The sequence below is a fragment of the Flavobacterium enshiense genome (genome assembly GCF_022836875.1).
Taxonomy (GTDB): domain Bacteria; phylum Bacteroidota; class Bacteroidia; order Flavobacteriales; family Flavobacteriaceae; genus Flavobacterium; species Flavobacterium enshiense_A.
Window position 1 is genome coordinate 3221516 of the sequence record NZ_CP090376.1, and the last position, 16847, is coordinate 3238362.

Consider the following 16847-nt stretch of genomic DNA (forward strand, 5'->3'; position numbering starts at 1 on the left):
CCATATCACTTTCCCTCAAGATCAAGGTCCTCCCAGAAAAACAAATCCACAATTTGTTAAACATTAACCTTGAGGATTATGAAAAAAATTTACTTTTTTGGGATCATGCTTTTGCTCTATACAACCTATGGATTAAGCCAGAATTGCGGAGCCGGTTTTACTTTATCTTCAAGCGCCTCGTCAATATGCTCTGCTGATCCTGTCACTCTTACCTTAAGTGGTAGCGAAACAGGGATTAACTATCAACTCAGAAATGGTTCAGTCTTAAGTACTGTTGGTGGTAGCACTGGCAATCCTATTAGCTTTACCGTCAATCCAACCACCACCACAACATACGATGTAATAGCCGTTGGATGTGCATCTCCATATGATTCAATAACGATAACCGTTATTCCGCCGCCAAGCATTACCCTTACAACGGGCGATGCAACCCAAACCATTTGCCAAAACACTCCTTTTAGCACTACCACTTATAACATAGCCAATGCCACCGGGGCTTCCGTTACCGGATTGCCGACAGGCGTTACAGGCAGTTATTTAGCAGGAGTAGTCACAATTGCCGGAACACCGACGGTCTCAGGAAACTTCAACTTTACCGTAACCACTTCCGGAGGATGTGCTCCCCCTGCCACCGCTGCGGGAACCATTTCAGTGACCCCGCTGCCAGCCATTACCCTGACTTCGGGCGATGCAACCCAAACCATTTGCCAAAACACTCCTTTTAGCACTACCACTTATAACATAGCCAATGCCACCGGGGCTTCCGTTACCGGATTGCCGACAGGCGTTACAGGAAGTTATTTAGCAGGAGTAGTCACAATTGCCGGAACACCCACGGTCTCAGGAAACTTCAACTTTACCGTGACCACTTCCGGAGGATGTGCTCCCCCTGCCACCGCTGCGGGAACCATTTCAGTGACCCCGCTGCCAGCCATTACCCTGACTTCGGGCGATGCAACACAAACCATTTGCCGGAACACTGCTTTTATCACTACCACTTATAACATAGCCAATGCTACCAACGCTTCCGTTACCGGATTACCGACAGGCGTAACCGGCAGCTATTCCACAGGAGTAGTCACAATTGCCGGAACACCCACGGTCTCAGGAAACTTCAACTTTACCGTGACCACTTCCGGAGGATGTGCTCCCCCTGCCACCGCTGCGGGAACCATTTCAGTTACCCCGCTGCCAGCCATTACCCTGACTTCGGGCGATGCAACACAAACCATTTGCCGGAACACTGCTTTTATCACTACCACTTATAACATAGCCAATGCTACCAACGCTTCCGTTACCGGATTGCCGACAGGCATAACCGGCAGCTATTCCACAGGAGTAGTCACAATTGCCGGAACACCCACTGTCTCAGGAAACTTCAACTTTACCGTGACCACTTCCGGAGGATGTGCTCCCCCTGCCACCGCTGCGGGAACCATTTCAGTTACCCCGCTGCCAGCCATTACCCTGACTTCGGGCGATGCAACACAAACCATTTGCCGGAACACTGCTTTTACCACTACCACTTATAACATAGCCAATGCTACCAACGCTTCCGTTACCGGATTGCCGACAGGCGTAACCGGCAGTTATTCCACAGGAGTAGTCACAATTGCCGGAACACCCACTGTCTCAGGAAACTTCAACTTTACCGTAACCACTTCCGGAGGATGTGCTCCCCCTGCCACCGCTATGGGAACCATTAACGTTACCCCACTTCCGAACATCGCTCTGACTTCCGCCAACGCGACCCAGACACGTTGCCGAAACATAGCCATAGCCAATATTACCTATAACGTAAGCAATGCCACGGGGGCTTCCGTTACCGGATTGCCGACAGGCGTTACAGGAAGTTATTCCACAGGAGTATTCACTATTACCGGAACACCGACGGTTTCAGGAGCCTTCAATTTTACCGTGACAACTTCCGGAGGATGTGCTCCCCCTGCCACCGCTACGGGAACCATTTCAGTGACCCCGCTGCCAGCCATTACCCTGACTTCGGGCGATGCAACCCAAACCATTTGCCAAAACACTCCTTTTATCACTACCACTTATAACATAGCCAATGCCACCGGGGCTTCCGTTACCGGATTGCCGACAGGCGTTACAGGCAGTTATTTAGCAGGAGTAGTCACAATTGCCGGAACACCGACGGTCTCAGGAACCTTCAATTTTACCGTAACAACTACCGGAGGATGTGCTCCCCCTGCCACCGCTTCGGGAACCATTAACGTTACGGTCATCCCAACTGCTTCTATTTCCTATAGTCCCAGTTCATTTTGTGTAACTAGCGCAAACCAAAACATAAACTTAACCGGAACAGGAGCTTTCAATGGAGGAACCTACACTGCAGCCCCAGCCGGTTTAAGCATTAATTTCGGTTCAGGAAGAATTAACCCCGGCGGAAGTACTGCCGGAACTTATACCGTGACCTATACCATTCCTGCCAGTGGCGGTTGTGCGCCTGTTCCAGTTACTACTACCGTTACTATCACTCCGGTACCTACTGCCAGTATCAGTTATCCAGGAAATCCGTTTTGTAATTCTATCATTGAAACCAGAGCGGTAACTTTAAGCGGAACCGGAGCATATACCGGAGGAACTTACTCTGCTTCACCGTCAAATTTACCCATTGATTTATCTACAGGAGCAATCTCACCACACAACATTACAGCCGGGACTTACACAGTAACGTATACCATTCCGGCCAGCGGCGGCTGTTCACCCGTATCCGTTACTACAAGTGTAACCATTACGGCTATACCTACTGCCACCATCAGTTATGCTGGCCCGTTTTGTAAATCGGTAACAACCGCTCAAAACGTAACACGAAGTGGAACCGGAGCATTTACTGGGGGAACTTACTCTGCGCCCGGAGGATTGACCATTAACGCATCCACGGGAGCTATTACACCAAGCACTAGCACTGCCGGGACTTATACTGTAACTTATACAACTCCTCCCGGTGGAGGTTGTGCGCCTGTTCCAGTTACAACTACCGTTACCATCACTCCTGTACCAACAGCCACAATCAGTTATGCGGGAGCTCCGTTTTGTATATCAACGAGTGCTTCACAAAACGTAACCCTGATAGGAACCGGAGCATACACCGGAGGATCCTTTACCGCTTCGCCGGCAGGTTTATCCATTAATTCATCTACCGGAGTAATCACACCAAGCGCGAGTACCGCAGCAGGAACGTACATCGTGACCTATACCATACCGCCCAATGGAGGGTGTGCAGCCGTACCCGTTACCACAAGCGTAACGATTACTGCCGTACCTACTGCCAGCATCAGTTATACTGGAGCTCCATATTGTTTATCTGTGACTACTCCGCAAAACGTAACCCTGACAGGAAGCGGGACTTATACTGGCGGAACTTATTCTGCTTCACCGACAGGATTAAGTATTAATCCATCTACGGGGGCTATTACACCAAATGCCAGTCTTGCAGGAACCCACACCGTAACCTATACCATACCGGCCAGCGGCGGATGTGCTTCAACATCAGTAACTACAAACGTTCTTATTGACAATGATCCCGTCGGAGGAACTCTTTCATTAGACAACTCCCAATCTTCAATAACACAATGCTTTCTTGCATCCGGCAACTTATATTTATCCGGCTATGTTGGCAGGATTGTAAAATGGCAATACTCCACAACTGGAGGCACCTCATGGGTTGACGTTACTAATCCAACAACCGCACACAGCTATAGTAATATCACACAAACAACAAAGTTCAGAGTGATTGTTGAAAATCTGGGGGGGTGCTCTACAGCTTCAACAATTTGTACCGTTTATGTTATTCCGAATATTAAGCCTTCGCCAGTATCAGCTTCTCCATCAACTATATGTGTGGGCGGCTCTTCGGTATTATCCGCAACAAGTGGATTTGCAACGAGTCAAAACATTGCTACAGGAGGTGATTTTCAAAATGCGAATCCTGCTGGCTGGACAGTAGACAGTTGCACTAACAACTGTTTAAACGCCGGAGCCAGCAATACTGACCCTGGTCCGTGGAAACTCTCTGCAACCAATGGAGGCACTTACTCTGGCACTAATTATTTATCAATAGGTAAATTCGCTATTGCTAACGGAAATTTCAACTCTCAACTTTATACACCGATTTTTAATACCATAGGTTTAACTTCTACAACTTCTGCAAGGCTACAATTCACACATGCCTATAATTTACAACCTGGAGCAATCGGTACTGTTGAAATAGCAGTTAACGGAGGGCCTTGGACTACTTTGTCGCAGTACACGGGATCATCGGGAGTCCCAAGCTATTCAAATTTCCTAAACGGCAACATAGATCTTACTTCTTATATCGGACTTACCAATTTACGTATTCGATTTAATTACCAGGGAACTCTTGGAAGTTCCTGGGCAGTTGACAATATTGGTATTCCTAATGCTCCTGCCGCTTCTACAGTACAATGGGTAGATTCTTCCGGCAATCCTCTACCGGGACCGGAGGCCTCTACGAATACTTATACTGTTTCCCCAACCACAACAACAACTTACGGAATCGTTTCTGTATATAATGGTTGTGTAGGTTATGATGACCCTAGCACTCCAAATGTAGTGGAAGGCATTGCTTATGTAACTGTTACGGTTAACCCAAGACCTACAGCCCTCATCAGCCAGGATCAGTATGTTTGTTACAATACGCCTGCCACTTTAACAGTTCATTTTACGGGTTCTGGACCATACCGCTTTACTTTAAGAGCCTTAAACACAGTTACAAATGCGGTCACAAATACCGTTTACAACAATATTACTCCAAACGCGAGTGGAAATTACACTTTCAATACCATTAATTTAACTGCAACAACGGTGTTTACTATATCGGCATTAAATGACTCGAAATGTAATTCTATTTCTGATGATATTGATGACAGCACAGTAACAGTAACTGTTCTTAACGGTACCGCAGGTCTTTGGACAGGATTGATAAGCTCCGATTGGTTTAACTGTCTGAACTGGGCCGGCGGACTGCCATCTGCAACTGTAGATGCAGTTATACCAACAGTCACAATAGGAGGAAGAATGCCTGCTATTGATAATGCCAGCCCATTTGCTACGTCTAACGGTAACATCGCAATCGCAAAAAATTTAATAATCAATACAGGTGCAAGAGTTAGTATGGATTCAATCAATGTATCAACACCCAATCTCCATATAAAAGGGAATTGGCAAAACAGCGGAAGATTTTATCCGGGAAGAGGTACTGTAACGTTCAATAGTAGTACAGCGAATTTCATTCACAATATGAATACTTTTGCCGGAAACAATTTTTCTGAAGAATTCTGGAACCTAACCCTAAACTGTACAAATACAGCTCGAGGTGTTATTACTCCCGACTTATTTAAGTTATTAGTCCGAAATGATGTAAACCTGACAAGCGGTGATTTAAGGTTAACCGGTGAAGCACAACTGATTCAAGAAGGAGCGTCAGCAAATCCAGCCGGCGGAACAGGTGTCCTTTTACGTGATCAGCAGGGTACAAAAAGCAGCTATCACTATAATCAATGGTCATCGCCGGTTAGTGCAGATAATTTAAACTATACTATAGGCGGTGTCTTAAAAGACGGGACCAATGCTGATATTAGCCCTTTCAGTCAGAATCCCATAAATTTTGGATGGGGGTATGACTTTTCGGATGGCCCGCTTACAAGTCCGATTAAAATAAGTAATCGCTGGCTGTACAAATATGCGGCAACAACTTCCAACTATTTTTCATGGCAGGCGATTGGCAGCACCGGAAGCATTAAAATTGGTGAAGGATTTACAATGAAAGGCGTTACCGGTTTAGAACCAAATACCAATTATCAGAACTATGTTTTTGCCGGCAAACCTAATAATGGAAATATTGACCTTCCAATCGAAAAAGATCAGATTTATCTGATTGGAAATCCTTATCCTTCAGCTTTGGACGCCAACAAATTCATAGAAAACAATATTAAACAAAATGGAAATGCAACTAAAAATGTTATCAATGGAGCATTATATTTCTGGGATCATTTTGGAGGACAGACCCATTATCTGGCTGAGTATGTAGGCGGATTTGCAGTCTATAATTTAACGGGGGGGGTGATAGCCATTTCCAACGATCCGATGATCAATAATAATAACACCACAGGTTCAAAAATACCGAAACGATATATTCCTGTAGCCCAAGGGTTTTTCGTAAGTGCCGAAACTGGTAGTGAGGGCGGACTTACCACACTGATTGAGGGAGGTACAATTACTATTAATAACAATCAGCGTGTCTTTAAAGTGGAAAGCCCTGCAAATTCAATATTCTTTAAATCAACAAACAATGCTGTTGAAGAAGAAACCGATAACCGGCAAAAAATCAGATTAGGTTTTGAATCCGCTGCCGGATTACACCGCCAGCTTTTATTAGGCACAGATGCTAACACCTCAAATCTATTCGACCTGGGATATGACGCAATGATGTTTGACCCGAATCAGGACGATATGTACTGGTATATTAGTAACGAAAAATTCGTAATACAGGCCGTTAATAATTTCAACGCCAATCAAATAATCCCAATTGGAATTACGATTTCGACTGTCGGCACAACAAACATTATGATTGACGAACTCGAAAATATTCCGGCTTCAACACAAATCTACCTGTTTGACAGTATAACCGGGCTATATCATGATCTTAGAAACGGAAATTTCACAGCCCAGTTACCTATAGGAGAATACCATGACCGATTCTCGTTACGCTTTACCATTGAAACATTGAGTGCCAATGATATGGATGCGATTAATGGCATTTTGGTTTTTGCCGATTCAAATCACATGCTGAATATCAAAAATAATTTAACGGATACAATAGTTGATTCTGTTCAGCTATTCAACATCCTCGGCCAATCGATTGCAAAATGGAATGTAGCTGATGAAGATCAGCAAAACATCAAAATTCCGGTAGAGCACATACGCAGCGGAATATATATAGTGAAACTGAAAGCTTCCAATGGTTGGCTGAGTAAAAAAGTGATTATCAGATAAAAAAACAAAAACCTTGTTTTCTGCCTCTAAAAAGACTTTGGCTTTTTAGAGGCTTTTTTTATATAAGTCCCGGTAATCAAAACCTTAATTCCAAAAACAAGAAGCCTTCCTAACTTAAAATATGCAAAACCCTACTATTATAAGAAAAATCTTCTAAAAAATATTAAAATATTTGTAGAGTACTAAAAAAAATTTGAACTGAATAACAAAATAATTTAAAAAAAGAGCATTTCATCGGAAGTTAAAACCAACTCATCGAAAACTCTTACATCTTTTCTGTTATCAAATTTGAATTAGCTAGTTTTAAATGAGTTAATCCAAAAACAAAATTGACAATAAGGTGGTAAGGACTGCTTAAAAATCTATTGTCCAAATGTATTTTATTTGGCAAATATTTTTATTGCCCGACAAAAAGAGCTGGTTTTATTCTGAATTAAACCAATATTAAACAAAAGTCCTTATATAGCCTATACATCAAGAGGGTTTTCAGGATTGACTAAATAGTAAAAACAGTATTTAGTTAATTAAATTATGTGGCAATGATAAAAAACTACTCTTACCTATTTCTACTACTCCTGTTATCAAACTTTTGTTGGGGACTAAATTACACCAAAACAAAAACAGTATCTTATCCGACTATTTGTATTGGAAACAATGCGACCACAACCTTATCTTCAATCAAGAAAGGAGTATCTTATCACCTTAGACAAGGAATAACAAAGATTGGGACATCTAAAATCGGAAGTGGTGACAATTTAGATTTTATTGTATCTCCTCGTACCACTACATATAACAAATTGGCTAATTATGCCCCATCTTCTCCTTCGGGTATAACCGACGTAAGCACTATGACTGTCGGCCCCGCTCCGAAGATAACCTTGACATCGGCCAATGCGACTCAAACAGGTTGTGCTAATTTAGCCATAACCAACATCGTCTATAACATAACCAATGTCACAACCACAGGGGTTTCCGCTTCAGGCCTGCCGGCAGGCGTTAACGGAAACTATGATGCAGGAGTGTACACTATCAGCGGAACCCCAACGGTGGCCGGTACATTCGGTTTTACCGTCACTGCTACAAACGCAGATGGCACAGTTACCACCTCCCTCGAAACCATTACCGTGACCCCATTACCGACAGCCACGATTAATTATGCAGGCTCTCCATTTTGTAAATCATTGGCAACTGCTCAAAGTGTAACCCGAAGCGGTACAGGAGGAGGAACCTATTCAGCTTCGCCGTCAGGATTAAACATTAATAGCTCTACTGGTGCCATCACACCAAGTACTAGCTCGGCGGGAACGTATACCGTAACCTATACCATACCTGCCAGTGGTGGTTGTGCTGCAGTGGCCAATACCACTAGTGTTACCATAACAGCAGAACCAACTGCTTCAATCAATTATACCGGAACGCCATTTTGCACATCTATAGTAGGAACCAGAGCTGTGACATTGACCGGTACAGGAGGAACGTTTAGTGCCCCTGCAGGACTAAGTATTAATACCTCTACCGGAGACATTACTCCAAGCACTAGTACTCCCGGAACCTATACCGTAACCTACACTATCCCAGCCAGTGGTGGTTGTGCCACTAAACAAGTAACTACAAGCGTTACCATCATAGCCATGCCGACCGCATCAATCAGCTACAACGGAACGCCATTTTGTACATCATTGGCAGCTCCCCAAAGCGTGACTTTAACAGGTGCAGGAGCCTATACAGGTGGTACATTTAGTGCTCCGTTAGGGCTAAGTATCCACCCCTCCACCGGTACTATCACACCAAGCGCCAGTACGGCGGGAACCTATACCGTAACCTATACCACACCTGCCAGTGGTAATTGTGCAGCTGTAGCCGTTACCACAAGCGTTACCATAACAGAAGTAACCGCAACAATCAATTATGCAGGAACACCATTTTGTACATCTATAGTAGGAACCAGAGTTGTTTCATTGACCGGTGCGGGAGCCTATACCGGTGGAACGTTTAGCGCTCCGGCACAATTAACCATTGACTCCATTACCGGAGACATTACTCCAAGCACTAGTACGCCCGGAACATACACCGTTACCTATACCATACCAGCCAGTGGTGGTTGTGCCACTAAACAAGTAACTACAAGCGTTACCATCACAGCCGTGCCGACCGCATCAATCAACTACAACGGAACGCCATTTTGTACATCATTGGCAGCTCCCCAAAGCGTGACTTTAACAGGTACGGGAGCCTATACCCTAGGGACATTTAGTGCTCCGACAGGACTAAGTATCCACCCCTCCACCGGTGCTATCACACCAAGCGCCAGTACGGCGGGAACCTATACCGTAACCTATACCACACCTGCCAGTGGTAATTGTGCAGCTGTAACCGCTACCACAAGTGTAACAATCACGGCTATTCCGACGGCAACAATCAGTTATGCGGGAAACCCTTTTTGTATAACGCTGGGCACAGTTAAAAGTGTAACTTTAAGTGGTTCCCCAGCCTATACCGGAGGAACCTTTAGTGCTCCGGTAGGATTAAGTATTGACTCCTCTACAGGAGATATTACACCAAGCACTAGTACGCCAGGAACCTATACCGTAACCTATAACATACCTGCCGGTGGTGGTTGTGCTATTACACCAATAACCACAAGCGTTACGATTACAGCTGTTCCGACCGCGAATATCAGTTATACCGGAACGCCATTTTGTACATCTATAGTAGGCACCAAAGTTGTATCATTGACCGGTACGGGAGCCTATACAGGAGGAACCTATACTGCTTCGTCAACAGGATTAACTATGGATTCTGCCACTGGTGCTATTACACCGAGCAGTAGTACTGCCGGAACTTATACAGTAACTTACACTACGCCTGCCAGCGGGGGGTGTGCTGCTGAAGCCGTTACCACAAGCGTTACCATCACAACAGCTCCGACCGCAACAATCAGTTATGCGGGAACGGCGTTTTGTATATCATTGGCAACCATTCAAAGCGTATCTTTAATTGGTACCGCTGCCTATACCGGAGGAACCTTTAGTGCTCCTGCAGGATTAAGCATTGACGCCTCTACAGGAGATATTACACCAAGCACTAGTACGCCCGGAACCTATACCGTAACATACAACGTTCCTGCAAGCGGTGGTTGTTCAGTTGTATCGGCAACCACAAGTGTTACCATTACAGCTGTTCCGACCGCGAATATCAATTATGCCGGAACACCGTTTTGCACATCATTAGCAACTCCCCAAAGCGTAACCCGAACCGGTTCGGGAGCCTATACCGGAGGGACCTATACCGCCTCTCCTGGAGGATTAGCCATTGATTCTGCCACTGGTGCAATTACGCCAAATACCAGTACCGCCGGGACCTATACCGTAACCTATACGACACCTGCCAGCGGCGGTTGTGCAGCCGTAGCCGTTACCGCAAGCGTTACCATCACAACAGCTCCGACCGCAACAATCAGTTATGCGGGAACGCCGTTTTGTAAATCATTGGCAACCATTCAAAGCGTATCTTTAATTGGTACCGCTGCCTATACAGGAGGAACCTTTAGCGCTCCTGCAGGATTAAGCATTGACGCCTCTACAGGAGATATTACACCAAGCGGTAGTACGCCAGGAACCTATACCGTAACATACAACGTTCCTGCAAGCGGTGGTTGTTCAGTTGTATCGGCAACTACAAGCGTTACCATCACAGCTGTTCCGACCGCGAATATCAGTTATGCCGGAACGCCATTTTGTACATCTATAGTAGGTCCCAAAGTTGTATCATTGACCGGTACGGGAGCCTATACAGGAGGAACCTATACTGCTTCGTCAACAGGATTAACTATGGATTCTGCCACTGGTGCTATTACACCGAGCAGTAGTACTGCCGGAACTTATACAGTAACTTACACTACGCCTGCCAGCGGGGGGTGTGCTGCTGAAGCCGTTACCACAAGCGTTACCATCACAACAGCTCCGACCGCAACAATCAGTTATGCGGGAACGGCGTTTTGTATATCATTGGCAACCATTCAAAGCGTATCTTTAATTGGTACCGCTGCCTATACCGGAGGAACCTTTAGTGCTCCTGCAGGATTAAGCATTGACGCCTCTACAGGAGATATTACACCAAGCACTAGTACGCCCGGAACATATATGGTTACTTACACCATACCTGCCAGTGGTGGATGTGCAGTTGTATCGGCAACCACAAGCGTTACCATTACAGCTGTTCCGACCGCAACAATCAATTATGCGGGAACGCCATTTTGTACATCTATAGCAGGAACCAGAGCTGTATCATTGACCGGTACGGGAGCCTATACAGGAGGAACCTATACCGCTTCGTCAACAGGATTAACCATTGATTCTGCCACTGGCTCTATTACCCCAAATACCAGTACTGCCGGGACCTATACCGTAACCTATACGACACCTGCCAGCGGCGGTTGTGCAGCCGTAGCCGTTACCACAAGCGTTACCATCACAACCGCTCCGACCGCTACAATCAGTTATGCGGGAACGCCGTTTTGTATATCATTGGCAACCATTCAAAGCGTATCTTTAATTGGTACCGCTGCCTATACCGGAGGAACCTTTAGTGCTCCTGCAGGATTAAGTATTGACGCCTCTACAGGAGATATTACACCAAGCGGTAGTACGCCAGGAACCTATACCGTAACATACAACGTTCCTGCAAGCGGTGGTTGTTCAGTTGTATCGGCAACTACAAGCGTTACCATCACAGCTGTTCCGACCGCGAATATCAGTTATGCCGGAACGCCATTTTGCACATCTATAACAGGAACCAGAGCTGTATCATTGACCGGTACGGGAGCCTATACAGGAGGAACCTATACCGCTTCAGCGACAGGATTAACAATTGATTCTGCTACTGGGGCTATTACCCCAAGTACAAGTACGGGAGGAACCTATACCGTAACTTATACTACGCCTTCCAGCGGGGGGTGTGCAGCTGTAGCCGTTACCACTAACGTCACCATCACAACAGCTCCAACAGCAACAATCAGTTATTCGGGAACGGCGTTTTGTAAATCATTGACCACTGCTCAAAGTGTGACTTTAAGTGGTACCGCAGCCTATACCGGAGGAACCTATACTACTTCCTCAACAGGACTAACCATTGATTCAACCTCCGGTGCCATAACACCAAGCAGCAGCACAGCAGGAACCTACACCATAACCTATAAGATCCCTGCCAGTGGTGGATGTGCCTCAGTGAACGTTACCACAAACATTGCGATTACGGATGTGCCTACAGCAACAATAACTTATGCCGGATTACCATTTTGTAGATCATTGAGTACTGTTCAAAATGTAACCCGAACCGGAACGGGAGCTTATACAGGAGGAATCTATACCGCCTCTCCAGGAGGATTAGTCATTGATTCTGCCAGCGGTGCTATTACGCCAAATACCAGTACCGCCGGAACCTATACCGTAACCTATACTACGCCTGCCAGCGGTGGTTGTGCAGCTGTAGCCGTTACCACAAGCGTAGCAATTACTGCCGTTCCAACCGCAATAATCAGTTATGCAGGAACGTCGTTTTGTAAATCATTGACCACTGCTCAAAGTGTAACTTTAAGTGGTACGGGAGCCTATACCGGAGGAACTTATAGCGCTTCGTCAGCAGGATTAACCATTGATTCTACCTCCGGCGCCATAACACCAAGCAGCAGCACAGCAGGAACATACACCATAACCTATAAGATCCCTGCCAGTGGTGGATGTGCCTCAGTGAACGTTACCACAAACATTACGATTACAGATGTGCCGACAGCAACAATAACTTATGCCGGATCGCAATTTTGTCCATCTGTCTCAGTGGGTCAAAATGTTACTTTAAACGGAACCGGAGCATACACCGGAGGAACCTATTCTGCCTCGCCGGCTGGATTATCAATCAATTCCCTGACAGGAACAATTATTCCGAGCACCAGTACAGTAGGAACTTATACCGTTACTTATTCTACCCCAGCCAGCGGCGGTTGTTCACCAGTAAACGCAACTACCACTGTAATAATAGATATCAACCCGGTTGGAGGATCAGTATCTGAGTCAAATTCCAGTATAACCAATCCAGAACCGAAATGTTTCACAGCATCCGGAACGCTTTACTTATTAGGACATGTTGGAACGGTCGTTAAATGGCAATATTCCAACACTGCCGGAACATTGTGGGTTGACATTCCAAATACAAATGCCACAAATACATATAACAATATAACTCAAAATACGTATTTCAGAGCTGTTGTACGAAATGCCAGTGGATGTTCCACATATTCAATGGGCAGTATGATTAATGTTATTCCAAACTTAAAACCATCACCCGTGATAGCTACACCTGCAACAATTTGTTCAGGCGGTTCTTCAGTCTTATCTTCAACGAGTTCCTATGCAACAAGCAGTACATTGGCGACTGGAGGCGCTTTCAGTGTTGCAAACCCACCGGGATGGCAAGTTGACACCTGTAACAATTGTTTAAGTTCCGGAGGCAGTAATAGTGTTCCGGGACAATGGCAACTAAGCTCGACAAATGGAAAAACCTATTCCGGAGTCGATTATACTTCAGACGGAAAATTTGCCATAGCACATGGAGAAGGAACACCTTCTTATATGTATACTCCGGTTTTCAACACTTTTGGTCTAACAAACGCTACGCTCACCTTTAAACATGCTTATAATTTTTTAGCCGGCGCAAGAGGAGAAATCCAAATTTCAATCGATGGCGGTAGCACGTACACCACTATACAGACTTACCAGGGAAGCCTTACTCCAACCGACCCTTTTACGGCTGCTGCTAATTCTGTGACTATCGACTTAAATGCTTACTTAGGGCAAGGGAATCTAAAAATTCGTTTTTATTTCCATGGCTTAGATACTGTTTCTGGAAATCCAAATGGCAGTTCTTGGGCTATAGACAACATTGCTATTCCGGACGCTCCGGTGAATTTCAGTACACAATGGGTAGATACTGCAACAGGAGTAGCATATAGTTCCAGTACCTCTATGCCTGTTAGTCCCACAGTAACTACAACTTATGCGGTAACTTCATATTTGAATAACTGTAACAGTTTTGGAACGACCGGAACTGCCTATGTAACCGTAACAGTTAAACAGAGACCAACAGCGGTAATCAGTCAGAACCATACTGTATGTAAGGGAGATAACACCACGTTTAGTATTGCACTAACCGGAGCAGCTCCGTGGCATTTGACCTATTTTAACGGAACATCCTCGGTTACGGTAGACACCTCAACAAATCCATATGTTTTTGCTGTTAATAATGTGACTAGTCCTAAAACATGTACTGTTACAGCACTGGATGACGCAAACTGTACTGCCAAGCCATCCGATATCAACGGATCTGCGACAGTTACTGTTAATGAAAGACCTACTGCAGTTTTAGGCACAGATCAGCTTGTTTGTAGTGGAGATTCCGCAAATCTTACAGTCAACTTTACCGGAACAGGACCATGGAATATAACCTATAACAACGGTTCACCAACCCCAACAACTATAACTGGTATAACCGCAAATCCATATACATTTGCAATTCCAAACAATACTGTGACGACCACTTACATGATTACAGCTCTTAGCGACTCGAAATGTACTGCAAAGTCATCCGACATAACCGGTTCTGCAAAGATTACTGTTATAAACGGAACTGCGGGACTATGGACAGGATTAGTAAGCACAGACTGGTTTGATTGTAAAAACTGGGCTGGCGGTTTACCTTCAGCAACTGTAGATGCCATTATCCCAACAATCACAACGGGAGGAAGAATGCCGATAATTGATCCGTTAACAAGTCCATATACCTCCCCGCCCTATAACCCTAACGCCATTGCTTCGGCCAGAGATGTAATCATTAACACCAATGCATCAATCTCAATGACTGCCAATTCCAATTTACATGTTAAAAAAGACTGGAAGAACAGCGGAAGTTTTATCCCCGGAACCGGAACCGTAACCTTTAATGGAGATACTGCAAGTCAGGTTCACTTAATTAATTCCGGCATAAAAACAAATGAGGCTTTTTACAATTTAACGGTAAACTGTACAAACGGAGCAAAAGGGATAAATGTAGCCGATGCATTTGAATTAACCGTTGCCAATAACCTTGTTTTAACCAATGGTGATTTACGATTAACCGGTGAAGCACAACTAATTCAAAACGGAACAACAGCAAATCCTGCCGGTGGAACAGGTGTCCTTTTACGTGATCAGCAGGGTACAAAAAGCAGCTATCACTATAATCAATGGTCATCGCCGGTTAGTACAGATAATTTAAACTATACTATAGGCGGTGTCTTAAAAGACGGGACCAATGCTACCGCCAGCCCTTTCAGTCAGAATCCCATAAATTTTGGATGGGGATACGACTTTTCGGATGGCCCGCTTACAAGTCCGATTAAAATAAGTAATCGCTGGCTGTACAAATATACCCAGATCAGTACAAGTTACTGGTCCTGGCAACTCATCGAGAGCACAGGAAGCGTTAAGGTTGGTGAAGGATTTATCATGAAAGGAGTAACAGGCTTAGAACCTGTGACCAATTATCAGAACTACGTTTTTGCCGGAAAACCGAACAACGGAAATATCAACCTGACCATTGCCCCGAATCAGAATTATCTGATCGGAAACCCTTATCCCTCTGCTATGGATGCCAATGAATTCATACTCGACAACATTTCAGGCATTGGCAGGGCAAGCACTAATGCATTCAATGGAGCCTTATATTTTTGGGATCATTTTAGCTCAACAACCCATTATTTGGCTGAGTATGTGGGAGGTTATGCGGTCTATAATTTAACGGGAGGCGTTAAAGCTTTTTCAGAAGATCCGATGATTAATAACAATATGGCATCGGGTTCAAAAATACCAACACAATACATTCCTGTTGCCCAAGGATTTTTCGTAGACACCAGTATTGCCGGGGTGGGTGGAGTTACCGGAGCGATTACCGGAGGAACAATCCGTTTTAAAAACAGCCAACGCAAATTTGTAACAGAATCATCTTCAAACTCCATTTTCATCAGAAACGAAAACCAGACTGTGGGTTCCAATATTGATAACCGACAAAAAATCAGATTGAGTTTTGAAGCTCCTTCCGGGCTACACCGCCAGCTTTTGGTGGGTGCCGATCCTCAGGCCACGAACCTGTTCGACATAGGATATGATGCACCGATGATAGATGTAAATCCTGATGATATGTATTGGAATCTAGGCGATGGAAAATTTGTGATCCAGGCTGTCAGTGATTTTAACCTTGATCAGGTTATTCCTCTTGGCATTAAAGTTTCGACTGCCGGTACAACGAAAATCAAAATTGATGAATTGGAGAACATTCCGACTTCAACAGAAATCTATCTGTTTGATAGCGTAACAGGATTATATCACGATATTAAAAATGAGAATTTTGTCGCTGAATTCCCAATAGGAGAATACCCAGATCGATTCACATTACGCTTTACAGCTGAAACTCTGAGCACTGATGAAATGGATGCAACTAACGGGATTATGGTTTTCACCGATTCGAACCACATTCTGAATATCAAAAATAATTTAATGGATACTAGAGTAGAAGTTATCGAATTGTATAACATTCTTGGTCAATCGATTACAAAATGGGACGTAGCCGATGAAGATCAGCGAAACATCAAAATTCCGGTAGATCACATTCGCACCGGAACATACATTGTGAAGCTAAAAACTTCCTATGGTTCACTCAGCAAAAAAGTGATCATCAGATAAAAATAAGAAGCCCCAATTTTCGGGGCTTTTTTATTTAAC

At 44.7% G+C, this 16847-nt stretch carries 2 protein-coding genes; both read left to right on the forward strand.

Annotation, left to right across the window (positions count from 1 at the left end):
• Positions 1-78: 78 nt before the first annotated feature.
• On the forward strand, positions 79-7038 hold the full coding sequence (locus tag LZF87_RS14620) for a T9SS type A sorting domain-containing protein (RefSeq protein WP_244340090.1): 6960 nt from the start codon (positions 79-81) through the stop codon (positions 7036-7038).
• A 539-nt stretch (positions 7039-7577) separates the two neighbouring features.
• A complete protein-coding gene (locus tag LZF87_RS14625) occupies positions 7578-16808 on the forward strand; it encodes a putative Ig domain-containing protein (RefSeq protein WP_244340091.1) in 9231 nt (3076 codons plus the stop codon).
• The last annotated feature ends 39 nt before the right edge of the window (positions 16809-16847 follow it).

Excerpts from the sequence above, each read along its gene's own strand:
- LZF87_RS14625 (WP_244340091.1), top strand. The coding sequence starts at position 7,578 with ATGATAAAAAACTACTCTTACCTATTTCTACTACTCCTGTTATCAAAC.
- LZF87_RS14620 (WP_244340090.1), top strand. The coding sequence starts at position 79 with ATGAAAAAAATTTACTTTTTTGGGATCATGCTTTTGCTCTATACAACC.